Source organism: Candidatus Thiothrix sulfatifontis, assembly GCA_022828425.1.
GTDB classification, from domain to species: Bacteria; Pseudomonadota; Gammaproteobacteria; order Thiotrichales; family Thiotrichaceae; genus Thiothrix; species Thiothrix sulfatifontis.
Genome location: CP094685.1, coordinates 1,543,431 through 1,565,781 on the forward strand (window position 1 = coordinate 1,543,431; position 22,351 = coordinate 1,565,781).

General features: G+C 53.6%; 26 protein-coding genes. 6 read left to right on the forward strand and 20 right to left on the reverse strand.

What is annotated here, in order from left to right:
• Positions 1 to 74: 74 nt before the first annotated feature.
• From L3K52_08030 to L3K52_08070, 9 genes are all read right to left on the reverse strand, one after another.
• A complete protein-coding gene (locus L3K52_08030; protein UOG93664.1) occupies positions 75 to 758 on the reverse strand; it encodes a hypothetical protein in 684 nt (227 codons plus the stop codon).
• Positions 759 to 854: 96 nt separating this feature from the next.
• Positions 855 to 1,037, reverse strand: coding sequence for a DUF1778 domain-containing protein (locus L3K52_08035; GenBank protein ID UOG93665.1), 183 nt, complete (start codon positions 1,035 to 1,037; stop codon positions 855 to 857).
• The gene (locus L3K52_08040) at positions 1,034 to 1,324 is read right to left on the reverse strand and encodes a helix-turn-helix domain-containing protein (GenBank protein UOG93666.1); all 291 of its coding nucleotides are present in this window, start codon (positions 1,322 to 1,324) and stop codon (positions 1,034 to 1,036) included. Before L3K52_08040 ends, L3K52_08035 begins: the two co-directional genes overlap by 4 nt.
• Positions 1,321 to 1,650 carry a type II toxin-antitoxin system RelE/ParE family toxin gene (locus tag L3K52_08045; GenBank protein ID UOG93667.1) on the reverse strand — a complete coding sequence of 110 codons (330 nt, stop codon included), beginning with the start codon at positions 1,648 to 1,650 and terminating at the stop codon, positions 1,321 to 1,323. The genes L3K52_08040 and L3K52_08045 overlap by 4 nt, the downstream gene beginning before the upstream one ends.
• A gap of 45 nt (positions 1,651 to 1,695) precedes the next feature.
• Complete coding sequence (locus L3K52_08050) at positions 1,696 to 3,006, reverse strand: site-specific integrase (GenBank protein ID UOG93668.1); 1,311 nt, start codon at positions 3,004 to 3,006, stop codon at positions 1,696 to 1,698.
• 307 nt (positions 3,007 to 3,313) lie between these two features.
• The gene (clpX, locus tag L3K52_08055) at positions 3,314 to 4,618 is read right to left on the reverse strand and encodes an ATP-dependent Clp protease ATP-binding subunit ClpX (GenBank protein UOG93669.1); all 1,305 of its coding nucleotides are present in this window, start codon (positions 4,616 to 4,618) and stop codon (positions 3,314 to 3,316) included.
• Positions 4,615 to 5,496 (reverse strand): nitrogen fixation protein NifM, encoded by an 882-nt coding sequence (nifM, locus tag L3K52_08060; protein UOG93670.1) that lies wholly within the window; start codon positions 5,494 to 5,496, stop codon positions 4,615 to 4,617. Before nifM ends, clpX begins: the two co-directional genes overlap by 4 nt.
• Positions 5,489 to 5,929, reverse strand: a complete 441-nt coding sequence (locus L3K52_08065; protein ID UOG93671.1) for a nitrogen fixation protein NifZ — start codon at positions 5,927 to 5,929, stop codon at positions 5,489 to 5,491. Before L3K52_08065 ends, nifM begins: the two co-directional genes overlap by 8 nt.
• A 4-nt stretch (positions 5,930 to 5,933) precedes the next feature.
• On the reverse strand, positions 5,934 to 6,257 hold the full coding sequence (locus L3K52_08070; protein ID UOG93672.1) for a nitrogenase-stabilizing/protective protein NifW: 324 nt from the start codon (positions 6,255 to 6,257) through the stop codon (positions 5,934 to 5,936).
• Between the two features lie 391 nt (positions 6,258 to 6,648).
• Here L3K52_08070 and L3K52_08075 point away from each other — a divergent pair, with 391 nt between their 5' ends.
• From L3K52_08075 to L3K52_08085, 3 genes are all read left to right on the forward strand, one after another.
• On the forward strand, positions 6,649 to 7,086 hold the full coding sequence (locus tag L3K52_08075) for a nucleotidyltransferase family protein (GenBank protein UOG93673.1): 438 nt from the start codon (positions 6,649 to 6,651) through the stop codon (positions 7,084 to 7,086).
• 84 nt (positions 7,087 to 7,170) lie between these two features.
• Complete coding sequence (locus tag L3K52_08080) at positions 7,171 to 9,471, forward strand: TIR domain-containing protein (GenBank protein UOG93674.1); 2,301 nt, start codon at positions 7,171 to 7,173, stop codon at positions 9,469 to 9,471.
• A gap of 40 nt (positions 9,472 to 9,511) precedes the next feature.
• Entirely contained in the window at positions 9,512 to 10,339 is an 828-nt protein-coding gene (locus tag L3K52_08085) for a Fic family protein (GenBank protein ID UOG93675.1), read from the forward strand.
• Positions 10,340 to 10,350: 11 nt separating this feature from the next.
• On the opposite strand, the gene L3K52_08090 is transcribed toward L3K52_08085, so the two are convergent.
• From L3K52_08090 to L3K52_08135, 10 genes are all read right to left on the reverse strand, one after another.
• Positions 10,351 to 10,845, reverse strand: a complete 495-nt coding sequence (locus tag L3K52_08090; GenBank protein UOG93676.1) for a DUF3368 domain-containing protein — start codon at positions 10,843 to 10,845, stop codon at positions 10,351 to 10,353.
• Positions 10,842 to 11,132 carry a UPF0175 family protein gene (locus L3K52_08095; GenBank protein ID UOG93677.1) on the reverse strand — a complete coding sequence of 97 codons (291 nt, stop codon included), beginning with the start codon at positions 11,130 to 11,132 and terminating at the stop codon, positions 10,842 to 10,844. Before L3K52_08095 ends, L3K52_08090 begins: the two co-directional genes overlap by 4 nt.
• A 67-nt stretch (positions 11,133 to 11,199) precedes the next feature.
• Positions 11,200 to 11,733 (reverse strand): hypothetical protein, encoded by a 534-nt coding sequence (locus L3K52_08100; protein ID UOG93678.1) that lies wholly within the window; start codon positions 11,731 to 11,733, stop codon positions 11,200 to 11,202.
• Positions 11,734 to 11,737: 4 nt separating this feature from the next.
• Positions 11,738 to 12,556 (reverse strand): serine O-acetyltransferase, encoded by an 819-nt coding sequence (cysE, locus tag L3K52_08105; protein UOG93679.1) that lies wholly within the window; start codon positions 12,554 to 12,556, stop codon positions 11,738 to 11,740.
• Positions 12,547 to 13,698 (reverse strand): homocitrate synthase, encoded by a 1,152-nt coding sequence (nifV, locus tag L3K52_08110; protein UOG93680.1) that lies wholly within the window; start codon positions 13,696 to 13,698, stop codon positions 12,547 to 12,549. Before nifV ends, cysE begins: the two co-directional genes overlap by 10 nt.
• A gap of 155 nt (positions 13,699 to 13,853) precedes the next feature.
• Positions 13,854 to 15,107 carry a D-amino acid dehydrogenase gene (locus L3K52_08115; GenBank protein UOG93681.1) on the reverse strand — a complete coding sequence of 418 codons (1,254 nt, stop codon included), beginning with the start codon at positions 15,105 to 15,107 and terminating at the stop codon, positions 13,854 to 13,856.
• A 6-nt stretch (positions 15,108 to 15,113) separates the two neighbouring features.
• A complete protein-coding gene (locus tag L3K52_08120) occupies positions 15,114 to 15,314 on the reverse strand; it encodes a hypothetical protein (GenBank protein ID UOG93682.1) in 201 nt (66 codons plus the stop codon).
• Positions 15,311 to 16,819: a SagB/ThcOx family dehydrogenase gene (locus tag L3K52_08125; GenBank protein UOG93683.1), complete on the reverse strand. Its 1,509-nt coding sequence runs from the start codon at positions 16,817 to 16,819 to the stop codon at positions 15,311 to 15,313. Before L3K52_08125 ends, L3K52_08120 begins: the two co-directional genes overlap by 4 nt.
• On the reverse strand, positions 16,819 to 17,226 hold the full coding sequence (gene grxD, locus L3K52_08130) for a Grx4 family monothiol glutaredoxin (protein UOG93684.1): 408 nt from the start codon (positions 17,224 to 17,226) through the stop codon (positions 16,819 to 16,821). The genes L3K52_08125 and grxD overlap by 1 nt, the downstream gene beginning before the upstream one ends.
• A gap of 10 nt (positions 17,227 to 17,236) precedes the next feature.
• Positions 17,237 to 17,797: a hypothetical protein gene (locus L3K52_08135; GenBank protein UOG93685.1), complete on the reverse strand. Its 561-nt coding sequence runs from the start codon at positions 17,795 to 17,797 to the stop codon at positions 17,237 to 17,239.
• Between the two features lie 254 nt (positions 17,798 to 18,051).
• Between L3K52_08135 and nifE the strand changes: the two genes are divergently transcribed.
• The 3 genes from nifE to L3K52_08150 are packed head-to-tail and all read left to right on the forward strand — an operon-like array spanning position 18,052 to position 21,707.
• Positions 18,052 to 19,452 (forward strand): nitrogenase iron-molybdenum cofactor biosynthesis protein NifE, encoded by a 1,401-nt coding sequence (gene nifE / locus L3K52_08140; protein UOG93686.1) that lies wholly within the window; start codon positions 18,052 to 18,054, stop codon positions 19,450 to 19,452.
• Complete coding sequence (gene nifN / locus L3K52_08145; GenBank protein ID UOG93687.1) at positions 19,445 to 20,839, forward strand: nitrogenase iron-molybdenum cofactor biosynthesis protein NifN; 1,395 nt, start codon at positions 19,445 to 19,447, stop codon at positions 20,837 to 20,839. Before nifE ends, nifN begins: the two co-directional genes overlap by 8 nt.
• 34 nt (positions 20,840 to 20,873) lie before the next feature.
• Complete coding sequence (locus L3K52_08150; protein UOG93688.1) at positions 20,874 to 21,707, forward strand: MOSC N-terminal beta barrel domain-containing protein; 834 nt, start codon at positions 20,874 to 20,876, stop codon at positions 21,705 to 21,707.
• Between the two features lie 88 nt (positions 21,708 to 21,795).
• Here the strand turns inward: L3K52_08150 and L3K52_08155 are convergent, their stop codons facing one another.
• Positions 21,796 to 22,314: a class I SAM-dependent methyltransferase gene (locus tag L3K52_08155; GenBank protein UOG93689.1), complete on the reverse strand. Its 519-nt coding sequence runs from the start codon at positions 22,312 to 22,314 to the stop codon at positions 21,796 to 21,798.
• Positions 22,315 to 22,351: the final 37 nt, after the last annotated feature.

Sequence of the window (22,351 nt, forward strand, 5' to 3'; positions counted from 1 at the left end):
TCACCATTTGGATTTAATTGAACATGACTAGGCATTATCCCCATTTTTTTACGCCGCGCATCAACAGCAACTACTTACTGTTGGTCTTTCTCTTTATCCCATACGCGAGCCCAATCAGTAAGTGTTTGCAATCTGGTAAATCGCTTCGCCCCGTTCGCGTTTAAATAATCACGTTGAATTTTTCGCGCCCAATCATATACATGGTGGTCGTCTTTTTTTATCTTTTTCCATTTCAAATAATTTTCGCGTATTTCTGGCTTAATATCGTCATACCTTCCTTTTTTTCCGCCTTCAATTTTTGGCTGCTGCTCTGAAACGCGGCAGATTTTCATTGTTTCAAGCCCTATTTTTATAAAACCTTCATTGGAAGACTTCTTAATCATTTCCATGCTTTGAAGTGAGCGGATTGCTACGCTACTAGGACGCAGCCTTAACAGCAGAGGCAACACACCACTTATCCAAGTCTCTTCACTAAAACCGACTGATTCTTTTATGGATTTTTGAACATCTGGATATGCAATAAGGTCACTCCACCGATAATCAGGATGGAATGATTCAATAACACGCATTTCAAGTTTTATAAGTGCTAGTCGCTTTTCAGATGTTGCCTGTAATATCGCTGCAATCAGCTTCTTTTCCGAAGTTGAATAGCCAAAGTCGGAAAATTCTGGAAGTGCATCCTCTGAATTAGCCGTATCCATCCAATCGCCAACTTTACGCCATATCAGCTTGCGCCGTTCGATCTCACCAACAAGCATTACACACCTTCACCGTGCATCCTTCAAATGAAATCCAGCATCGGCGGTTGAAGGTATCCGCTTTTCGCCCCGTCGAGCTAGATGCTGGAAGAAACTTTATGACTTCGTGTCAGCGTCCTTTTCAGCATGGTATGCACACCATGCCTTTTTCAGTTCTGCACTTGGTTCAGGAGGATTCTCTAACACCCCTATGAATGCCTCCCAGTCTGCTGCATTCAGCATGATGCTGGTCATAGGTCGATCTTTATTTTGCATCACATAGCGCGTTTCGTCTGTCATGCCGCCGCCTTCATGCTAACTTCAACAGACCGCCCAACACGCGCCAGTAGGTTAATCAGCATATCCACAGTGAACCGCTGGATTTTCCCACGGTATAGGTCACTGATTCGCGCTTGTGTCACATCCAAAGCCGCCGCCGCCTCTGTTTGTGTGCTGAAACGTGACTGCAAAACTTTAATCAGTTCATCCAGCAATTGCGCACGGATAAGCAGGTTTGCCGCTTGTGCAGCCGGAAATAGGTCATAAAAAACGCTTTGCCCTGCTGGGGTAGTGTGTCCTTCGTTCATTGTGTACGCCTCCTAATCATTTCTTTGAAACGTTCCCGTGCCAGTTCAACATCATGTTGCGCCGTTTTCTGTGTCTTTTTCTGAAAGGCATGAAGCACATAAACAGCCTCTTCAAATTTCGCCACGTAGATCACGCGGAAAGCATCAGAATCTTCCTTGATGCGAATTTCCTGCACTCCCTGTCCTATGGCTTGCATGGGCTTCCAATCTAAGGGCATTTGCCCTGTTTGCAGCCTATGAAGCTGATACCCCGCTTCGTGCATCGCATCCTCTGGGAAGTCGCATAAATCACCGTAGCTACTGCCTATCCATTGAAGTATTTTCATTGACAAATCCATTATATAAAATTTGGCATGTTTTGAAAGTATTACTCATTCACCGACTACCCGCAACTGCACCACGTTTGCTTGTGGTGAACCTGCAAGGATGTTTTGCAAATACGCATCCCATACCGCGCTGGTTTGTCGGTGTTCGGCAAGGTAGTTGTAGCGGTCATAGTGCTTGCTGGATACGTCGGTTAATGCGTGATTCTGGAAGCGGTCACGCGCTTCTTTGCTGATACCTGCAAAGCCCATCAACGTTTTTGCAGTGCGCCGTATGTCCTTAGGCTGGAAATGTTCTAGGTTGATTCGCCGACATAGCTTGGTGATTGCATGAGAAAGCGTAGTCGAGTCGATAGGTTCCTCACGTTTGCTTTTAATCTTACCAAACAGTTCCCCGCCTGCATTGGTATCGAGCATTCGTTCTTTCAGTAAGGGTTCTGCCACATCACCAAATGGGATTACATGGGTAGTACCGTTTTTCGTATCACGGAATGTTACTAGCCTATTCACAAAATCCACATCATCCTCGGTGAGGAACAATACATCTTCGACACGTTGACCACCGAGCGCGAAAAGCAAGCGTATCGCCCCAATGGTTTTCGGGTGAAAATCTGAGTCGCCTAATGCCTCCCATACCTGCTTCACCTCAAATTCTGACAATGCCCGATCACGGGGTTTTTCTGATTTCAGAGGTTTTGGCACATCACGAACAGGGTTTGTCTTAATGCCGAAACGTAATGACTCAAAATGCCGCCGAGAATCATTGTCCCATGAAATGCCAAACGCGAAAGCAGCCGATAAATAAGCACGTACCCTGTTTGCCATTACTAGCGCATCACGCTGAATGATTTCCGCTAACACTGCGCGGATGTCATCGGGTAGCACGTCTTTTGCTTTGGTGGTTGCCGGAATGTGTTGATAGACGTTCGTTTCAAATACCCGTTCAGTTTCAGACCATGAGCGCTTACCGTTGGTTTTTAGATCATTGGTGTAGGCTTCAAGCAATTGCCTGACACTGCCTTGCATGGCTTCATGTTTGCGTTGCAATGCGGTTGCTTTGCGGTTTTCCTCTTCTCGCTCTAATTGTTCCGCTTGAACTGTTTTCGGGTCACGCCCTGAATCGTAAATAGCCCGCCAGTGTGACCATAGTTCCCTTGCTTGCGCGAGTGTGGTTTGAGGGTGATAGCCTAGCACCATTGGCACGTCGCGCCCGTCTGTGGCTTTGTAACGGAATATGAAGCTGATTTTTCCCGATGGTGAGACTTTCACCCCAAAGCCCGCGTAACCATCATCCATCTTGCGGTATGCCGTACCAGTAGCTTTTAGTGATTTGATGAAATTAACTGTCAGTTTTGCCACGTCACTGGACTCCGGGTGAATTTGTCCAATGATGTTAGTTCGGAGTCCACCACGGAGTCCAGTGATTTGCTGGCTAGGACTGATGCATATTGAGCAAAAATGAACAGTGATTTTTCTCTAAACCCTCTGTAACCCGCATTCTTGCTTGATTCTGCTTGTTCAATGTTGACCAATGTAAGTCATTGAAATTTGAAATACTGCTGACTTGTAATCAGTAGGTCCCGCGTTCGATTCGTGGTGCCGGCACCAAATTAGGAAAGGGTTACATATTATGTAACCCTTTTTTTATGGCATGACACTTCACACACTATGCTGTCGATTGTAGAGAGGCAAGGTTTTGTGTCCCCCCGCTGGTGGTTGCTTCAGGCTCATGGTATTCCAGCACAATATCTGCCTCATTATTCACCACATCTTCTGTCACCACGCACCGCGCCACGTTCTCCTCGGATGGCAGCGTAAACATCAGCTTGCGCAACAGCGTTTCCAACACCCCGCGCAAACCCCGTGCGCCCGTGCCGTGGGCAATCGCCTTTTGCGCAATCGCCCGCAACGCATCGTTGGTGAATTCCAATTCCGCATTATCCAGCGCGAACAGTTGCTGATATTGCTTGGTGAGGGCGTTTTGCGGTTCGGTGAGGATGCGTACCAGTGCGTCTTCGTCGAGTTCGTGCAGCGCGGTGATGACCGGGAAACGTCCGATGAATTCGGGGATCAGCCCAAAATGGCGCAAGTCTTCCGGTTGCACTTCGCTGAACAGGCGCAGCTTGTCGGCTTTGGGGTCATCCGGCGTATGCGTGGAGTGGAAACCGATGCCTTTTGCGCCCGGTTTCAGGCGTTTTTCCAGCAGCTTTTCCAAGCCGGAGAATGCGCCGCCGACGATGAACAGGATATTGCGCGTGTCGAGCATGACCGGAGCTTGGTCTTTGCGGCCTTTGGCGGGGACTTTGACGGTGGTGCCTTCGACCAGTTTGAGCAGGGCTTGTTGCACGCCTTCGCCGCCCACGTCGCGTGTGCCGTGCGAGTTTTCACCGCTGCGGGCGAGTTTGTCGATTTCGTCGATGTAAACGATGCCCCATTCCGCCAGTTCCTTGTTGCCGTCGGCACTGTCGAGCAGGCGGGCAATGATGCTTTCCACATCTTCACCCACGTAACCCGCTTGCGTCAGGGTGGTGGCGTCGGCAATCACGAACGGTACGCCGACGATCCGCGCCAAGGTGCTTGCCAGCAGGGTTTTGCCCGTGCCGGATGACCCCAGCAACAGGATGTTGGATTTGTCGAGTTCCACTACCGATTTGTCGGTGCGGGTGCAAATGCGCGGCTTGTCGGTTTCCAGATTCAGGCGTTTGAAATGGTTGTAAACCGCGACGGCGAGGGTTTCTTTGGCGGTGTCTTGCCCGATCACGTAGCCATCGAGGATCGCCTTGATTTGCAGCGGTTTCGGTGGGGTTTTGAGCGGTTCGCTCATGCTGCGCTTGCGGCTCCAGGTGCTGATGACTTGGTGGGCAAGGCGCACGCAGGCTTCGCAAATGTGTCCGTTCATCCCGGCAATCAGCGGGATGTGCGCGGTTTGCTCTTGTCCGCAGAAGGAACAGGCGGCTGTTTTATCGCTCATGAGGATACCTCCGGGGTGGTGGCTTGCAATTGCTTTAACCATTCTTTCTGGCAGTTGCGTTGGGCACGTTCTTGCAACTGGGTACGGATTTGCGCTTTGGCTTTGGTCAGGGAAACTTGTTGCGCGGGGTAGATGTGTTCGCACAGCAATAGGTGGAAACCGAGTTCGGTTTCGATGGGGGCGCTGACTTGCCCCGCATTCAGGGCGAACAGCGCGGCATCGAGTTGCGGGTAGAGTTTGCCGTAGGGCAGGTTGCCGAGTTTGCCGCCTTCCATTGCGGTTGGGCATTCGGAATATTGGCGTGCCAGCTTGCCGAATTGTTTGGCGTTGCCTGTGGCTTGTGCGGCGATGCTGCGGATGCGTTGCAGCACGGTGTCGTACTGGTTTTCGGCGTAGTCGTTATTGACGGTGATGAGGATTTGCCGCACCAGCCGTGTTTCCGGCTGCATGAAACGCTCGCGGTTCATCTCGTAGTAGAGCTGCACGTCGATGTCGCCGACGGTGATGCTGCGGGCAGCGATTTTTTGCAGGATGCCGTCGAACAGCAGTTCGCGTTGCAGGGCTTGGCGCAGGGTGTCGGGGGTTAGCCCGTTCTGGCTGAGGTCGATGGTGAAATCTTCGTCGTTGGGGTAGCGGTCGGCGATTTCTTGCAGTGCCATATCGACCCGTTCGGGCTGGATGAGGAGTTGGCTGGCTTCGGGGCTTTGTAAGGCTAGCGATTCGAGGTGAAAACTGCGGTCGGCGCGTTGGCAGACGCGGTTGAATTCCTTTTCGTCCAGATGCGGCAGGTTTTTCTGGAAGGCTTCCAGTGCATTGCGCAGCAGGTGGTAGCGGTAGGCGGGCGGCTTGCCCATGATGGCGAAACTTAAGTTAGGCATCGGGGACTTCCTCCAGCAGCTTTTCGGGGACTTGCAGTGTCCTGCCGGGGAAGCGTACGTGGTAGGCGAAACCCGTGGGTAAGCCACTGATCACTTTGAGGATTTCGCCGACATCGCCGGGGTTGGCGATGACTTCGCCCTCAATGGCGAGGGTGACTTTGGTGGTCACTTTGTCGCGGAATTGGTAGAGGCTGGGTTCCCACGGGTCGTCGCCGTCGATCAGTTCTTCTTCGCGGCAACCGACGGTTTTTTGTTCGTCGAGGAAATGCACCGAGTAGATGATCTGGTCTTGCAGGAACGTGCCGACATCGCGCACGTAGCCGACACTGCCACGCTTTACCAGCATATTGCCGATGGTTGCGCCGTAAAACGTGCCGTCGTCACGCACGTTGCGGATCACGCGCACTTTTGCGCCGTATTCGTATTGGGGCATGGCGTTACCCCTTCCCGAACAGGCTTTCCAGCGGGACGAAAGCGGTTTGCGGCTCGTTCATACGGTAGATTTTCAGCACTTTTTCGGTCTTGGCATCAGAACCCACGAAGTCGGTATATGCCTTGGTTAGCAGGCGGGTGTATTGCTCGCGCAAGGTGTCGTCGTCGCTGGCGGGCGGCTCTTTCGTCAGGTAGTTGTGGAAGCGTTGCAGGATGTGCAGGCGGTTGACATGCACCACGGTCTGGTCAAACGCGATGTCGAAGTAGTTGAGGAAGTCTTCCGCGCTGACCAGTTCTTCGAGGTCGAGGGTGAGGTCGGTATCGGTCATGTCGTGCTCCTTGTGCCAAATGAGGAAGATCAAGCAAAGGGCGTGCCATGTGGGGTAATTGTTTGTTATTCAGTAGCTTGGGTGTTATTGGTGTGGGGTATGTCGGGTTTGGTACAGGGATGGGAGGTGGGGGATTGTGGGAAAGGGGACATTGCCGCATTAATAGCAAACTGCTGGGGAATGCCAATGCTATAATCAACGTTCAGTTCACAGGCAACCGGGATCAGTATGGAACAAGCCGCACCCGCTCCGCGCATGATTAGGAAAGTGGTATGCATCACCACCAATAAAGACCAACCGTCTGACTACCAGTATTGGGTCACGCGCCCGATTGCAGAACGCATTGATGCCATTGAAATGCTCCGCCAATCTTATTTGAGTTTCCGTCAAGATGTTCCACCGCGACTTCAAAGAGTTTATCGAGTTACTGAACAATCACGGGGTTGAATACCTGTTGGTTGGCGGCTATGCACTGGGTATTCACGGCTATCCGCGCTATACCGGCGACATGGATATTTGGGTAAAACCTGAGCAGGTTAACGCCGAAAAAGTCATGGCAGTGTTGGAGGCGTTTGGCTTCGGCGAACTTGATTTGAGTACCGATGATTTCACCAAATTGGGTAATGTCATCCAGCTTGGTTATCCGCCTTTGCGTATTGATCTGCTTACCCAACCGGAAGGCGTGGATTTCTCCAGCAGCTACTCCCAGCGTTTGGATGTTGAATATGGTGGTTTGACTGTTCACGTCATCAGTCTTGAAGATTTCAAGAAAAATAAGGCGGCGAGTGGCAGACCGAAAGACCTTGAGGATTTGCGTAATCTGACGTAACGGACAGCGTGTTTAAGTTGCTGAATTCTTTCCCTATCCGTGCCAAAATGCCCACATTTTCACTTTCCGTCAAAAAGTGGTTACATGCCTAAAATTTTTATCAGTTATGCTCGTGATGGTAGTCACGGTGAAAACCTAGCAGTCGAAGTTCAGCAGAGACTACTTGAGCATGGATTTGATACTTTCATTGATATTATTGGGTTACGCCCCGGTGATCGTTGGCAAGAAAAGCTGAAGTATGAGTTAAAATCAAGCGATTTGGTTGTCTTGGTGCTGTCGGAGAGGTCACGCACATCAGAATGGATACATGCCGAATTTAATTTTGCTGAAGATAGTGGGATTCCAGTAATTCCTGTTTTAGCAGAAAAGATAAGCCTGCCCCGGTGGGTACGCCATATTCAGGTATTAGATTTTAGTGGTCATCGTGATTGGCAGTCGCTTATATCTGCATGTGGAGTTATATCCGCGTATTCTCGAACTGAGTTCGATTCTCATCGCATTCTCACAAGGATTGACGAACTATCATCGCAAGCAAGCCAGAAAATTTATGCAGCGCGAGCATTGTTATTGGGAGAGGGCGGTGCAGGCAAAAGCTCATTGAAAGATCGTTTACAAGGAAATCCTGTTGAAATAACAAAAGGGGTGACGGTTGGTGTTGATTATCTTCAACATCGGGCACTTAACTTGCAAGAGTCTTTCCCAAAGTTTGAGCTTGATGGAAAAGATCTGGATTTATTCTTGTGGGACTTTGGTGGACAAACTATTTTCTACGGGCTTCACAGCGCATTTCTCCACGAAAACTGTGTCTACGTGTTGGTAGTGGATAGCCGTCACGAACAAGCGCCGGACGAATGGCTACAACAAATTCGCCATTTGGCAGGCTCACAAGCTAAAGTGTTGCTTGTCACCAATTGGTATGAACAATGCGAAACTTACCAGAATAAAACCCGTTTGCTACGCGAGTTCCCGGACTTGTTGACGGCGGATAGCTTCTTCTACTTCTCCTGCATCGACAAAGATGCGCCGGATTTCAAACGCTTCGTACAATCCTTGGTAAAAGCCAGTCTCGACAGCCAGAAAATGGTGTTGAAAGAAACACTAGACGTGCAGCGGGCATTAGATGAGCAATACAAGGATGGCGACACGGTTTTTGTGCGTGAAAGCAAATTGCGCGAACTGATTGCGGCTAATATTCAAGATGCAAAAAATACCGATAGCACCCTAAATCAGTTGCAACAACTTGGTTTTTTGGTTCGGGTTGAAAAGGGCAATAGCCGCTACTGCCTCAAACCCGCATGGGCTGTGGACAACGCCTACCAACTGCTTTATTCCCCCATACTGCGCCAAGCCAACGGCATTCTGAACTTGACCGAGTTGGAACAAGTATTTGCAGGCAAGGTAGATGAAGACCATGTGGAATATCTAGTCAGCTTTCTCAATGAACGTTCTCTGTGCATTCGTTTACAGGATAACGGCAAGTATTTCTTTCCCGATGCAACACGGGCGGATGAGCCGCTATCTGTCAGCGAATTACTGAACCAACAGAACAAACTAACACTGCGTTTCGATGTGCCTTACCTGCCACTGGGTTTCCATGCGAGGCTGGTGCATAAGCTGTTTGTACCGCATAGCGAAGTGGGTATTCATGACCCGCAAGATATTTGGCGGCAAGGTTTCATTCTGCGGGCGGGTACAACAAGTCAGGCGGTCGTACATTATCTACTGCGAAAAAATGTCATCGAAATGGTGCTGACCGGAGATTTGAAGGCATTTTCTGCACTGTTACGCGAGTTCTACACGCATCTGAAAGCGGTGCTGGTGAGTCCGAACGGTATCCGACCGGAACAGATTCACCCATCGGTATTGTTCAACCAGCAATCATTTTCGGTGCATTCCGGGGAGGGCTTGGTTAAAGTGCTGGCACAGATCAACAGTTACGACCAACTTTTCCAAGAGGTAAGAAAAATGGCAGGCAAAGAAGTACATCACCATCACGGCGATACATTCAATATGGACGGAGGCGATGGTTCTAATTTTGCGCCGAAAAGTCAAAACTTCACCCAAACGACCAACGTTAATAAATCAACCATCACAGTGACAGCCGACCAACGCCAAATCATCAGTTCCGTGCTGGATGAAATGCTGCGCCACAAAGCCAACCTATCGGACGATGTGCTGGAAGCTGTTTACGATGTGCGCAAAGCGGTCAAGGCTGACGAAAAGCAGCCAACAGAGAAAAGCCAATCGGTGTTAGGCAAACTCTGGGGTGGTATCCGTGAACTCACCAACGTTGCCAAAGACATGACCGATGTCGGCGGGTTCGTTGTTGAACATCAGGCGGCGATTGGGACAGCAGTGACGGCGGCAGCGGCTTTGCTTTCCTAAACTAACGGTGTTGTTGGTAAATATGCTAAAAGTATGACGTATGCAAAACCCTTCCTACCAGTTCCAAACCCCCGCCCAGTTGACCAGCAAACTGGCCGCCATTGATGCCGCGCAAGCCGACATCCAGCGTTTGCGTGCGCAACAACCTGACCGCTGGCAGCCCATCCAGCAAAAACTCCGCGCCGAATGGACGTATGACAGCAACGCCATCGAAGGCAGCACCCTAACGCTCGGTGAAACCATCTTCTTTTTGCAGGAAGGACTGACGGTCGAGGGTAAACCGTTCAAAGACTTTCTCGATGCCCGCAACCATGCCGAAGCCATCGACCTGCTGTTTGATGTGGTAGCGCAAAAACGCGCCATCAGCGAAGGGCTGATCAAGGAACTCAACGCCTTACTACTGGCTGGCGTGCAATCCACCCCTGCACTGAACTCCCAAGGGCAACGGGTACAAAAGCCCGCCACGCCGGGGCAATACAAATCGCAGCCGAACCATGTGTTGCAACAGGACGGTTCAATCCACCATTACATCGAGCCGTTACAAGTCCCGCTGGAAATGCAGCAATTGTGCGACTGGGTGAACTCAAATCTGAACCAGCTTCATGCGGTCACAGTGGCAGGAATTGCCCATTACAACATGGTGCGGATTCACCCCTTCGACGACGGCAATGGGCGGGGGGCGCGGATATTGATGAACCTGATCCTGCTGATACAAGGCTATACTCCCGTGATTGTGCGCACCACCAAACGGCGGATTTACCTGCAAGCCTTGGCAGTGGCAGATAAGGGTGATATTGAGCCGTTTCTGGATTTCATCGCCGATTCCATGCTGGATACACAGCGGGTGATTCTGGCGGAATTGCGTTAGTTCCGGCTGACCTATTCTTTGACTAAACGCCGCACATGCTCAACTAGCTCATCCGACAACCAATAGCCGTGCGTGCGTAAGGCTTCCAACAAGGGTATGACGGCGGGAATCAAACCTTGCTTTTTCGCACTCACGAGTAATCCGGCAGTACCCGTTACTGCCAGATTCAATTTTTGGGCAGCCTTTCGCCCTGCATTGTCATCCAGCAGGACAAACAACGGTTCATCCAACGAAGCAGCCAAGCGAACAACCTGCTTTTCGCCCTCATCCAGATACATGGTGGCTAATTCAACGGCGGCAGGTACTGTGTCTGGTTTGTTGCGCACATGAATAAAACCATCCAATGCCGCTTCCAGTGCAGCCGATTCAAAGCTGCTTTTCGCCCATAATTCGCGCTGAATAATGGGTGGGATGAATACACCATCAGGCACAAGCTGGTTCAACAAATCTAGCCGGTCGAGCTTGGCAAGTGCAACTAACGGCCCGGTATTGCTGATCACGATCATAGACCGAGCTTCTCCAGTGTCGCCACGTCAGCGTCCAGTTCTTGCGCCAGTTCGTCAGCGTCGTAGTTGAAGATGCTGACTTTGTATTGCCCGCATTTCATCAAAAAGTCGATGCGCGACATACCCGCCAGTTCCGCTGCTTTGCCAGAGGAAATCTTGCCTAGCTCGAACATTTTGAGTGCAGCCATGAGCAAGATTTGTTGTTCCAGTTCGGCATCCGTCAGGCTAACTGCCAGCGCGAAATACGGCGGTGTTTTGATTTTAAATTCATGGGCGACGGCATTCATGGAGGTATCCTCATGCTTAGGTGACTGGCTCAACTATAGCAGAATTTTACCTGCCTTTTATCAAACCCTATCCCGCCGCCCTGCGCAACACCGCCACCCCTTGCTGCTCATACAAATGCTCCTGCGCCAGCAGCAGCAACGCCTTCGCGCCCAGCCGGTCATTGCTGTCGATGTCCACCAGCGTTTGCAGCCGCCCGACCGCATCCGCCAGTTCCCCTAGCCGCATTTCCAGATAGCCCGCGCCCTTGTGCGCCATCAGGTAGAAGCGCGTCAGAGTCATGGAAACCAGTACGCCTTGCCCCAGATGCAAGCGGGTCAGATGCCGCCAATCTTCCGGCAGATGCAAACGTTTGCCGCTGACGGCAATGGCTTTGTGCGCCACCACCAGCGCATCCCGCAGGCGGTGCTGGTAGTAGAAATAGCGGTACAGCGCGACCAGCACGTTCAAATCTTCGGGGGCGAGGAAATAAGCGCGAAGTAGCAGGGTTTCGGCCTCTGGTTCTGGGTAAAGGCTGGCGGCTTCTTCCAGAAGCACGGCAACCTCCGGGTCGATGGCGGCGTTGAAATAAAGGTCTTCGGCTTCAAAATCCTGCAAATCCATGATGTTAGTCCCCTGATTTTTTAAAGTGAATCGGATGTTCGGTGATGGGTGTGTTAGGTAATTCGTCGTCGCACAGATCGCGGGCATCGCAATGGTTGCATTCCGCGCTGTCGTCTTCTTGTTCAGGCAAGCAGCCGCGTGTGCCTGCGGCTTCTTCGAGTAAACGGATGCGGTCGAGCAGGCACTGGATCGCGCCTGCCACCGGGTCGGGAATCAGGTGGTGGTTGAGGTCGATGCCTTCGGGGTTGTCGTTGCGGGCGACTTTGTTTTGCACGATTTTGCCGGGGATGCCCACCACGGTTTTGCCCGCCGGAATGTTTTTGACTACCACGGAATTGGAACCAACCCGCACGTCGTTGCCCAGCTCAATCGGGCCGAGGATTTTTGCGCCTGCGCCGACGACTACGCGATTGCCGAGAGTAGGGTGGCGTTTGCCTTTGTTCCAAGATACGCCGCCGAGGGTCACGCCGTGGTAGAGGGTTACGTCGTCACCGATCTCGGCGGTTTCGCCTATCACCACGCAAGCCCCGTGGTCGATGAAAAAGCGTCGCCCGATTTTCGCACCGGGGTGGATGTCAATATTCGTCCAGAAGCGGGCAAAGTACGAAATGAAACGCGGGAAATAGCGCCAGTCGCGTTTCCACAAGCTGTGGGCGATGCGCTGCAACATCACCGCGTGGATGCCGGGGTAGAGCGTGGCAACTTCCCAGCGCGAACGGGCGGCGGGGTCACGCTGGAACACGCAGGTGATGTCTTCGGTGATTAATTGCCAAAGAGATGGGGTATCGGATGTTTCCGCTGTCAGTGCCAGTTCTAATGACATACAGCTACCTCCGCCACACAAGTTTGTTGCAAAAATTGCTGCAAATCGTCCGCCGTCGGTGGGCGTTTGTATTGGGTGGAAAAGCGCCGCACCAACGCGAGAATCGCTTCCGCCTGTTCATGCTCCAGCGGTACGCCGAGCAGGGCGTAGGCACGTTGCACCCCGTGGCTGCCGGAATGTTTGCCCAGCACCAGTTGGTGATGCCGCCCCATGTCCGCCGGGTCTACGCCTTGGTAATTGCGCGAATCTTTCAGCAGACCATCGACGTGGATGCCGGATTCGTGGGTGAACACGCCTTCGCCGACCAGACTCTTTTGCCAGCCGACCGGACGACCGGAGGCTTTTTCCACCAGCAAGGAGAGTTTGGGGAAGCGTTTCAAGTTAACGCCACAATCCAGCCCGTACAAACGCCCCAGTCCCAAGGCGACTTCTTCCAGCGGCGCATTGCCAGCACGTTCGCCGAGGCCGTGGACGGTGGTATTGACGTGGGTAGCGCCTGCGCGGGCGGCGGCGAGGGAATTGGCGGTGGCAAGACCGAGGTCGTCGTGGGCGTGCATTTCGATTTCCATGTCGGTATGCGCCCGCAGCGAGGTCATCCAGTCGTGGGTAGCAAACGGTTCGAGGATACCCACGGTGTCGGCGAAGCGGAAGCGTTGTGCGCCCGCCGCTTGTGCCGTTGCCAGCACTTGCAGCAGGAAATCGCGGTCAGCGCGGGAAGCGTCTTCCCCGCCGACGCACACGCCAACACCCAAGTCTTTGGCGATTTGCACATGCGCCCAGATTTGTTGCAATACCCATGCGCGGTCACGTTTGAGCTTGTGGAAAATTTGCTGGTCGGAAACCGAGATGGAAATGTCGATCATGTCCACCCCCAAATCGCGGCACAGCAGGATGTCGTCGCGGCGCATCCGGCTCCACACCATCAGCCGTGCATTCAGACCAAGGCTCGCAACGGCGCGGATGGAGTCACGTTCTTCCTCGCCCATCGCGGGGATGCCAACTTCGAGTTCGGGTACGCCCAGCGCATCCAGCCCGCGTGCAATCGCCAGCTTTTCCGTGAGGGAAAACGCCACGCCAGCGGATTGTTCGCCGTCACGCAGGGTGGTGTCGTTGATGGTGATGAAACGGTTGCTGTGGTGCATGGTGTTCGCCTTGCTGATGATCTTTGCTTGATCTCAGCAAGACTTGTGCCATCGTTATTAAGTTATTGTTTTTATGTAAATAATAGTGGGTTTTTCATTGGTTTTGTCGAGTCTGTGACACACGCAGGCGGGTGGGAACTGTGTGGAAACCGACATTACCCGTAACGTTCCATACCCAGCCCTTCCAGTGCGATGTCCGCTGCTTGACCGCTGAGCATGGCTGCCAGTATCCGCCCGCTGCCTGCTGCCATTGTCCAGCCCAGCGTGCCATGCCCGGTGTTGAGAAATAAGCCGGAATACGGCGTTTTGCCAAGGATGGGTGTGCCATCGGGTGTCATGGGGCGCAATCCTGCCCAGAAACTGGCTTTGCCGGGGTCGCTGCCGTTGGGAAACAGGTCAGATAGCACGTATTGCAGCGTGGCAAGGCGTTTGGCAGGCAGGCTCAGGTTAAAACCGTTCAGTTCCGCCGTTCCCCCCAGCCGGATGCGCTCCCCCAAACGGGTAATGGCAACCTTGTGGGTTTCATCCATCACGGTGGATTCGGGGGCGTGTTCCGGGTGGGTAATCGGTACGGTGAGGGAATAGCCTTTCACCGGATAAATCGGTAAGTGGATACCCAAAGGCTTGAGCAGCAACGGGGAATGGCTGCCCAACGCCAGCACATACGCATCAGCCTGCATCAAGCCCTTGCTGGTTTGTACGCCGCTTAAGGTTTGCCCGCTGGCGACCAAGCCTTGAACGGTGGTGTTGCAGTGGAACACCACGCCCATCTGTTCCGCCATCCCCGCTAAGGTTTGGGTGAAGCGGAAACAATCGCCGGTTTCATCATCCGGCAAATGCAGGCCACCGACATATTTGTGTTGCATCTGCGCCAGTGCTGGTTCGTGGCGGATTACGCCGTCTCGGTCGAGGATGCTGAACGGCACACCTTGCGCTTGCAGGATGGCGGCATCGTTGTGGATACCGTCCAATTGTTGCTGGGTGCGGAATAACTGAAGCGTGCCGAGGCTGCGTTCGTCGTAATGAATGCCGGTTTCCGCCCGCAATTCGCGCAGGCAATCGCGGCTGTATTCTGCCAGCCGTACCATGCGGGCTTTGTTGAGCTGGTAACGGGGCAGGGTGCAATTCCTTAAGAAAGCGCTTAACCAACGCCACATCGCCCAATCCAGATGTGGGTAAACATGCAGCGGGCTGTGTTCCATCAACATCCAGTGCAAGGCTTTGAGCGTAACGCCGGGAGCAGCCCAAGGCGCGGAATAACCGGGGGAAATTTGCCCTGCATTGGCGTGGCTAGTCTCGAATGCCACACCGGACTGGCGTTCCACAAGCTGCACCTCATGCCCTGCCTTGGCAAGGTAATAGGCTGTGCTGACCCCAATCACGCCGCCGCCTAGGACTAGTACTTTCATGGTGTGTTACCGCTGTTGTTGTGCATCCCACAATTGTTTGAAGCGTAAATCCAGCGCGGAAAGTTCCGCATCCACGCTTTCCAGTGCTTGGAAGCCTTGGCGAGGTGGCATTTTGCCTTCACCCAGCGCTTGTTTGAGGCTTTCGCGTTGGGCGAATACTGCGGCGATGCGGGCTTTCAGGTCGGCGAGTTCTTCGGCTGCGGTCATGGCTGGCGTTCTTTGGGTAGGTGGGAATAAGGGGGCAGCATTTCCAGTCGGGTGTCGATGGCGGGGTTGCCGACGGTAAAGTGGTAGAGGCTTTGGAATTGGGTATCTTGCAACCCTAATACCTCGTGTACGCTGTCGTCGAAGAAGCAGCCGATGCCTGTGCCGCGTACTCCGGCGGCTTCCGCTTGTAGGTAGAGGACTTGCCCGATTAAACCGGCTTCCCAGTAGAGGTGGCGGTAAACGGGTGCGCCTTCCGCCAAGCCTGCGTCGAATTCCGCCAACATGCCGAGGCTGAAACTGCTGGTGGAGGCGATGTCTTGGTGGCAAGAAAGCGTGCGTGCGGCTTTGCGGGCATCGGCTTCTAGTAGGTGAAACAGCGGTAGATGTGCGGGGCAGTCTTCCGGTGTTTGCCAGCCGAAATCGGGGTTCATCGCAGAGCGTAAAGCTGTTTCGGCGGCGGCGTGGCGGGGTAGGGCGTATAGACCAGCGGGTAAGCCTTCGACGCGATGCACGAACAAGACCGGATGCAGACGAATGGGCAATATCCACACATCCCACGGCATGGGATTGCTGGCAGGCAGTAAGGCGGACAGCATCGCGTAGAACGTATCGCGTGACATTGTGCTGGTTTTGCCGCTGAAGGCTTGGGCGCTGCGGCGTTGGCGGATTAGGGGGATGAGGTCGGGTTGTGGTTCATGAACGCCTGAAGAGGGCGTATGCAATACGCCCCTACGGGTGTTGTGGGTGGCGGTGGTTATTTCTTCGATGATTGACCAGTTGTGTTGGGGGAGACCGCCTAATGGGTTGGCTTTGCCGTGCCATTGTGTGACGTTTGGGAGGTGGAAGGGGGCGGCAGAACCTGTGTGAATGCGGAGTAGCATGTCGGGGTGTTCGGCTTCGGCATCTGTGAAATCGTCTGCCCGATCTAACCCTAACAATGTGGAAATTTCTGTATCGGTGACGGGGAGTAGTTCTACCTGCAAGCCGAGGGCGGCAGCGGCATAGCGGATTGCGCCGAGGGCGTGACCGGCATCGAGTTGTACGTAGCGGAAGGCGCGTTCGCCGTATTTCCATGCTTCGCGCCATGCGATGCTGCTCAGGCCGAGCAGGAGTTGTGGCGGGGAATCGCTGTCAGCCAGTTTGCCGCGTAATTCCAGCGCGTGTTCGTGGGGGGCGTAGTGGTAAACGCCATCGCTCAAGCCGTCGATACCGTTGGCGATGACGTAGCCTTCGGTAGGGTGCAGGTTGCCGCTGGAGGGGTTGCAGCGCAATGCCCAGCGGTCGGGGCCGTATTGTTTCCACGCGGATAAGCCGAAGGAAAGTTGCAGCAGGGCGGCAATTCCCTCGTTTTCTTCCAACGACAGCTCCACCACCTCAGCACCCGCAAATCGCCGGAACGGGTTCGGCTGCTGATCCCAGTCCAGAAACGCCGGGCCTTTGGCGTAAGCGTCCAGCCGGTGTTTGGTGCGTTCGTGGTAGGCACGTACCGTTTGTGTGGTATCCATTACAGGGTGAGTTGTACCAGATTGTCGGCGATTGCCGGTTCACTGCTCATGGTAGCGGAAACGCTGGGTTCTGGCAGTTTCCCTTGTTTTACCAGTGCCGCGAGCTGGGTTTGCAGTTCACCGCTGTTGTACATTTCCTCCACGATGTCGCTGCCACCGACCAATTCGCCGCCCACGAAAACTTGCGGGAAGGTCGGGAATTGCGAAAAGCGTGGCAGGTATTCGTAAATGAAGGGCGATTTCAGCACGTTGACGTAGGCAAATTCCACGCCGGTCTTTTTCAGGTAGCCGACCGCTTTGCCGGAAAAGCCGCATTCGGGCGCGTCGGGCGTGCCTTTCATGTAGATCATCACTGGGTTTTCAGTGATTTGTTGCTGGATTTTGTCGAGGGTTTTGTTGCTGCTCATGGTGTGTTCCTTAAACTGCGCCCCAAACTTGACGTTTGATGCTGTTACGGTTGGCGATGGCTTCATCGAGGGTGGAAGCCTTGAATTTGGGTTTATAGCTTTTCAGAGCGTTATAAACGGTGACAACTTTGTCTTCGGTGGATTGCCCTTTGAGGTCGTGCTTGTCGAGGTAGCACAGATCCAGCAATTCATTCCAAATCATCCCGGCAGGCAATGAGATGAGGGTGTATTGCCGCCCGTCCACATCCACCACAACGCTTTCTGTGAGGTTGTCGATGAAGAAAATCGGTTTGCACTCAGCGGCAAGATCGGCGGTGAAACGGCTGATGAATTCCGGTAATTCGAGGATGTTGCTGAAGTTGCCAACGACCATTAACAGGCTAGTGTCGTCGGCGAGGATCACGGCTTCTTTGATGGCGGCTTCGGGTGGGTTGCGTTTGTTGGCAACTTCGTTGAAGTCACCGATCTTGATGATCAAATCGCCACGAAACGCATTCAGGCCGTTTTTGGTTTTGCCGTTGATGGTGGTGAGCCAAATGAGTTCGTTGGCTTTGTAGGTATCCAGCAACATGGGGGGAATCTCCTGTCAGATGAGCAAATGCCAGTGGTAGAGCAGGAAACGTGCCATCTTCGTAAGCCTTTTATTTATCATCATGTTAGGGATTAAGTGCTGGCAGGTGTTTGTCGTAAACGCCTCTGAAACGCTTAGGCTTGTCGTATTCCTAACAATGCAAAAATACACCGATGGCATTATTAAACAATCAGTTAGCTATCTGGCACACCCCTTGCAATGTCCCACCCAACGACTGACCGAGGTAACGCCCCATGATGAAGTCCAAAGACATTGCTGCTTTGCTGGACGAACCAGCCTGTACCCACAACAAAAAGGAAAAGTCCGGCTGCGCCCGCCCCAAACCCGGCGCATCGGCGGGTGGTTGCGCGTTCGACGGCGCACAAATCGCGCTGCTCCCGATTGCAGACGTGGCGCACATTGTCCACGGTAGCATTGCCTGTGCAGGCAGTTCGTGGGACAACCGGGGAACCCGTTCCAGCGGTTCGCGCCTGTTCAAAATCGGCATGACCACCGACCTGACCGAGCAGGATGTGATCATGGGGCGCGGCGAAAAACGCCTGTTCCATTCCATCAAACAAGCGATTGACAGCTACAGCCCCGCCGCTGTATTTGTTTACAACACCTGCATCCCCGCACTGATCGGCGACGACATCGAAGCCATTTGCAAATCCGCGCAAGAACGCTGGGGAACGCCCGTCGTGCCGGTTGATTGCGCTGGATTTTACGGCACGAAAAACCTCGGCAACCGCATTGCCGGTGACGCGATGGTGAAACACGTCTGCGGCACACGCGAACCCGATGCACTGCCCAGCGGCGCGGAAAGCGACACTTTCAAAGTCCACGATGTGAATCTGGTCGGCGAATACAATATCGCAGGCGAACTCTGGCACGTCTTGCCACTGCTTGACCACCTCGGCATCCGCATCCTTTGCACCCTTTCCGGCGATGCACGTTTCCACGAGGTCCAAACCATGCACCGCGCCAAAGTGAACATGATGGTATGTTCCAAAGCCATGCTCAACGTGGCGCGTAAACTCGAAGACGCATTCGGCACGAAATGGTTTGAAGGCAGCTTCTACGGGGTGCAAGACATGAACAATGCCTTGCGCGATTTCGCCCGCCTGATCGACGACCCTTACCTCACTGAACGCACCGAAGCCCTGATTGCCAGCGAAGAAGCCCGCATTAACAAAGCCTTAGAACCCTGGCGGCAACGTCTCAAGGGCAAGCGCGTGTTGCTGTATACCGGCGGGGTAAAATCCTGGTCAATCGTTTCCGCCCTGCAAGATTTGGGCATGACCGTGGTGGCGACGGGCACGAACAAATCCACCGAAGAAGACAAAGCCCGCATCCGTGAAATCATGGGTGCAGACACCAAAATGGTCGAAGACGGCAGCCCGCGTTCCCTGATCAATATCGTGCGTGAATACAACGTGGACATCCTCATCGCGGGTGGACGCAATATGTACACCGCGCTCAAAGCCCGTATCCCGTTCCTCGACATCAATCAGGAGCGCGAATTCGGTTACGCAGGCTACGAAGGGATGCTGGAACTCGCCAAACAACTCGCCCTCACCGTCGAAAGCCCGATCTGGCAAGCCGTGCGCAAGCCCGCGCCGTGGGCAATAGCCAAGGAGGTAGCTCATGGCTGAGATTACCAAACGCAATAAAGCCCTGTCCGTCAGCCCTTTGAAAGCCAGTCAAACCCTTGGTGCGGCACTCGCTTTCCTCGGCTTTCACCGTGCCATTCCGATGTTGCACGGGGCGCAAGGTTGCACAGCCTTCGGCAAAGTGTTTTTCGTGCGCCATTTCCGCGAACCGATTCCGCTGCAAACCAGCGCGATGGATCAAATCTCGGCGGTAATGGGTTCAGAAGACAACGTGGTCGAAGGCTTGAAAGCGATTTGCAGCAAAAACAGCCCGTCATTGGTCGGCGTGCCTACCACCGGCTTGGCAGAAACCCAAGGCAGTGATGTGACGATGGCGGCGGGCGAATTCCGCAAAAAACACCCCGAATACGCTCACATTCCGGTGGTCGCTTTGTCCACCCCCGATTTCAGTGGCTGTCTGGAAAGCGGCTTTGCTAAAGCGGTGGAAGCGATTATTGCCACGCTGGTTCCCGATGCTGCCACCGCAGGCACGCAACCCGGTAAACGTCCGCGTCAGGTCAATGTGCTGGTCAATGCCTCGCTGACTCCCGGCGATTTGGAAGCCTTGAAAGACACCATCGAGCTGTTCGGTTTGCGTCCGGTGGTGATCCCCGATTTGTCGGATTCGCTCGATGGGCATTTGCCGGACGAAGATTTCAGCCCGTTGACCATCGGCGGTACGCTGGTGTCGGAAATGGCAACGCTGGGCGATTCGCTGGCAACGCTGGTGATTGGTGCGTCGCTGACTGCGGCAGCGGATACTTTGCACCAGAAAACGGGTGTGCCGGATTACCGTTTCGACCATTTGATGGGGCTGGCGGTGAACGACCAGTTTGTCCACACCCTGCACACGCTTTCCGCCGAACCTGTGCCGCCCAAGTTGCAACGTCAGCGGGCGCAATTGCAGGATGCGATGCTGGATACGCACTTCATGCTCGGTTTGTCGCGCTTCGCCATCGCCGCTGACCCGGATTTGCTCAATGCCTTTTCGCAATTGCTGGCGGAAAACGGCGCGTATACGGTGGCGGCGGTTGCTCCGGCGAATGCACCGATTCTCAAGCACATCGCCGCCGACAAGGTACATATCGGCGATTTGGAAGATTTGGAAAAAGCGGCGGAAGCGAATGAAGCCGAAGTGCTGATTTGCAATTCGCACGGGCAGGAAACCGCGTTGCGGCTGGGTATTCCGTTGTTACGGGCGGGTTTTCCGCAATACGATTTGCTGGGTGGGTATCAGCGGCAGTGGATTGGGTATAGCGGTACGCGCCAGACACTTTTTGATATTGCCAATATTTTGCTGTCGTTGGAGAAGGGCGAAATTCATCCGTACCAGTCGATTTACAAGCAAAAGTGCGATGGGGAAGGAGAGCACTTGCAAACGCTGCAATAACAGCGAAAATGGTGATTTTACCCTTGGAGTTGCCATGCTTACCATCAGCAGCCTGCACACTTACCCAGTCAAATCGCTACAAGGCATTGATTTGATCGAAGCGCGTTTGACCACGCAAGGATTGGCGTTTGACCGTCAGTGGATGTTGGTCGATGCCGCCGGGAAGTTCGTGACCCAGCGGCAAATTCCCTTGCTGGCGAGCATCAGCGTGCGTTTGACCGCCGACAGTTTGGTGCTGGAACACGCCGGATTGTCGCCACTGTCGATTCCGTTAGCGCCGATTCCTGAAAAACGCTGCGAGGTAACGGTGTGGCGCGATACCTGTAGCGGCTGCGACGAGGGTGAGGTGGCTTCGCGCTGGTTGACACAAGCGGTGGGACAGTGGCAGGGCAGCGACTTGCGTTTGGTGCGCTTTGCCCCGGAAGGCGTGCGCCCGGTTGACCCCGCGTATCTGGATGGCGATAGCGCGGATACGGCATTTTCCGATGGCTACCCGTTTCTGATTGTATCCGAGGCTTCGCTGGCGGCGCTGAATGTGCAATTGCTTGCCAATGGCGCGGCGGCGGTGCCGATGGCACGTTTCCGCCCCAACATTGTGGTCAGCGGCATGAGCGCGTTCGGGGAAAATGACTGTAAAACGCTGACCGCCGCCGATGCCAGCTACCGTTTCGCACTGCGTAAGCCGTGTCAGCGCTGCAAAACTACCACGGTAGACCAGCGCACCGGGCTGATTGCCAATCCGAAAGAACCGTTGCGCACCTTGACGGCAATGAATCCTTTTCCGCAAGCAGGCGCGTATTTTGGGCAGAATGCTACGTTGACCACGGGGAATGGCGTGGTGATCAAGGTTGGGGAACAAGTGCAATGATCGCAGCCATCAACCTCGCCAAAAAAGCTAACATCGCTTTCAAAGTGCACGAATACACCCACGACGCGGACAAGCCATCTCGTTACACCTAAGCGTTACTCCCCGACTTCAGCAAGCGTTGCCAAATGCTATTGGCGACCACATGCCCAAAACGTTCCTGATAATAATGTGCAAACGAAAAGCGGATATAAGGCGGCAGTGTGGTGTGTGCTTTTCTAAACGTCAAAAATATCCAGCGGTGTTCAAAAATATTCAATACCGCAGCGACATCCCACAACGGCGGTAGAATCAGCGTGACGCGTTTGCCCACGCGATTCAATTCGTCCCAAAACGCTTGTGGGTCTTCCACATGTTCGATGGTGTGGGAACACAATACCGTTTCAAATTCACCGTCTTGGAACGGTAACTGGTAAATATTGGGGGTCAGCATGAAATTGTCCACGCCCGGTTGCGCCACAATATCGGCATTCACGCGTCCGACAGACGTGTTACCGCAGCAAATATTCAAATCCCATTGTTGTTGCTTAATCAAGCGTGGTTTTAAAACGCGATAACTCAGCAGATTCAGCGCGAGCAAACCCAGTACAATTCCGATAATAATTTCCATGCATACCCTCAAATTTTTACGTTTGTATGAAGGCGGT

Coding starts and splice junctions, on each gene's coding strand:
- L3K52_08030 (UOG93664.1), bottom strand. CDS start 758: ATGCTTGTTGGTGAGATCGAACGGCGCAAGCTGATATGGCGTAAAGTT.
- L3K52_08035 (UOG93665.1), bottom strand. CDS start 1,037: ATGACAGACGAAACGCGCTATGTGATGCAAAATAAAGATCGACCTATG.
- L3K52_08040 (UOG93666.1), bottom strand. CDS start 1,324: ATGAACGAAGGACACACTACCCCAGCAGGGCAAAGCGTTTTTTATGAC.
- L3K52_08045 (UOG93667.1), bottom strand. CDS start 1,650: ATGAAAATACTTCAATGGATAGGCAGTAGCTACGGTGATTTATGCGAC.
- clpX (UOG93669.1), bottom strand. CDS start 4,618: ATGAGCGATAAAACAGCCGCCTGTTCCTTCTGCGGACAAGAGCAAACC.
- nifM (UOG93670.1), bottom strand. CDS start 5,496: ATGCCTAACTTAAGTTTCGCCATCATGGGCAAGCCGCCCGCCTACCGC.
- L3K52_08065 (UOG93671.1), bottom strand. CDS start 5,929: ATGCCCCAATACGAATACGGCGCAAAAGTGCGCGTGATCCGCAACGTG.
- L3K52_08070 (UOG93672.1), bottom strand. CDS start 6,257: ATGACCGATACCGACCTCACCCTCGACCTCGAAGAACTGGTCAGCGCG.
- L3K52_08075 (UOG93673.1), top strand. CDS start 6,649: ATGTTCCACCGCGACTTCAAAGAGTTTATCGAGTTACTGAACAATCAC.
- L3K52_08080 (UOG93674.1), top strand. CDS start 7,171: ATGCCTAAAATTTTTATCAGTTATGCTCGTGATGGTAGTCACGGTGAA.
- L3K52_08085 (UOG93675.1), top strand. CDS start 9,512: ATGCAAAACCCTTCCTACCAGTTCCAAACCCCCGCCCAGTTGACCAGC.
- L3K52_08090 (UOG93676.1), bottom strand. CDS start 10,845: ATGATCGTGATCAGCAATACCGGGCCGTTAGTTGCACTTGCCAAGCTC.
- L3K52_08095 (UOG93677.1), bottom strand. CDS start 11,132: ATGAATGCCGTCGCCCATGAATTTAAAATCAAAACACCGCCGTATTTC.
- L3K52_08100 (UOG93678.1), bottom strand. CDS start 11,733: ATGGATTTGCAGGATTTTGAAGCCGAAGACCTTTATTTCAACGCCGCC.
- cysE (UOG93679.1), bottom strand. CDS start 12,556: ATGTCATTAGAACTGGCACTGACAGCGGAAACATCCGATACCCCATCT.
- nifV (UOG93680.1), bottom strand. CDS start 13,698: ATGCACCACAGCAACCGTTTCATCACCATCAACGACACCACCCTGCGT.
- L3K52_08115 (UOG93681.1), bottom strand. CDS start 15,107: ATGAAAGTACTAGTCCTAGGCGGCGGCGTGATTGGGGTCAGCACAGCC.
- L3K52_08120 (UOG93682.1), bottom strand. CDS start 15,314: ATGACCGCAGCCGAAGAACTCGCCGACCTGAAAGCCCGCATCGCCGCA.
- L3K52_08125 (UOG93683.1), bottom strand. CDS start 16,819: ATGGATACCACACAAACGGTACGTGCCTACCACGAACGCACCAAACAC.
- grxD (UOG93684.1), bottom strand. CDS start 17,226: ATGAGCAGCAACAAAACCCTCGACAAAATCCAGCAACAAATCACTGAA.
- L3K52_08135 (UOG93685.1), bottom strand. CDS start 17,797: ATGTTGCTGGATACCTACAAAGCCAACGAACTCATTTGGCTCACCACC.
- nifE (UOG93686.1), top strand. CDS start 18,052: ATGATGAAGTCCAAAGACATTGCTGCTTTGCTGGACGAACCAGCCTGT.
- nifN (UOG93687.1), top strand. CDS start 19,445: ATGGCTGAGATTACCAAACGCAATAAAGCCCTGTCCGTCAGCCCTTTG.
- L3K52_08150 (UOG93688.1), top strand. CDS start 20,874: ATGCTTACCATCAGCAGCCTGCACACTTACCCAGTCAAATCGCTACAA.
- L3K52_08155 (UOG93689.1), bottom strand. CDS start 22,314: ATGGAAATTATTATCGGAATTGTACTGGGTTTGCTCGCGCTGAATCTG.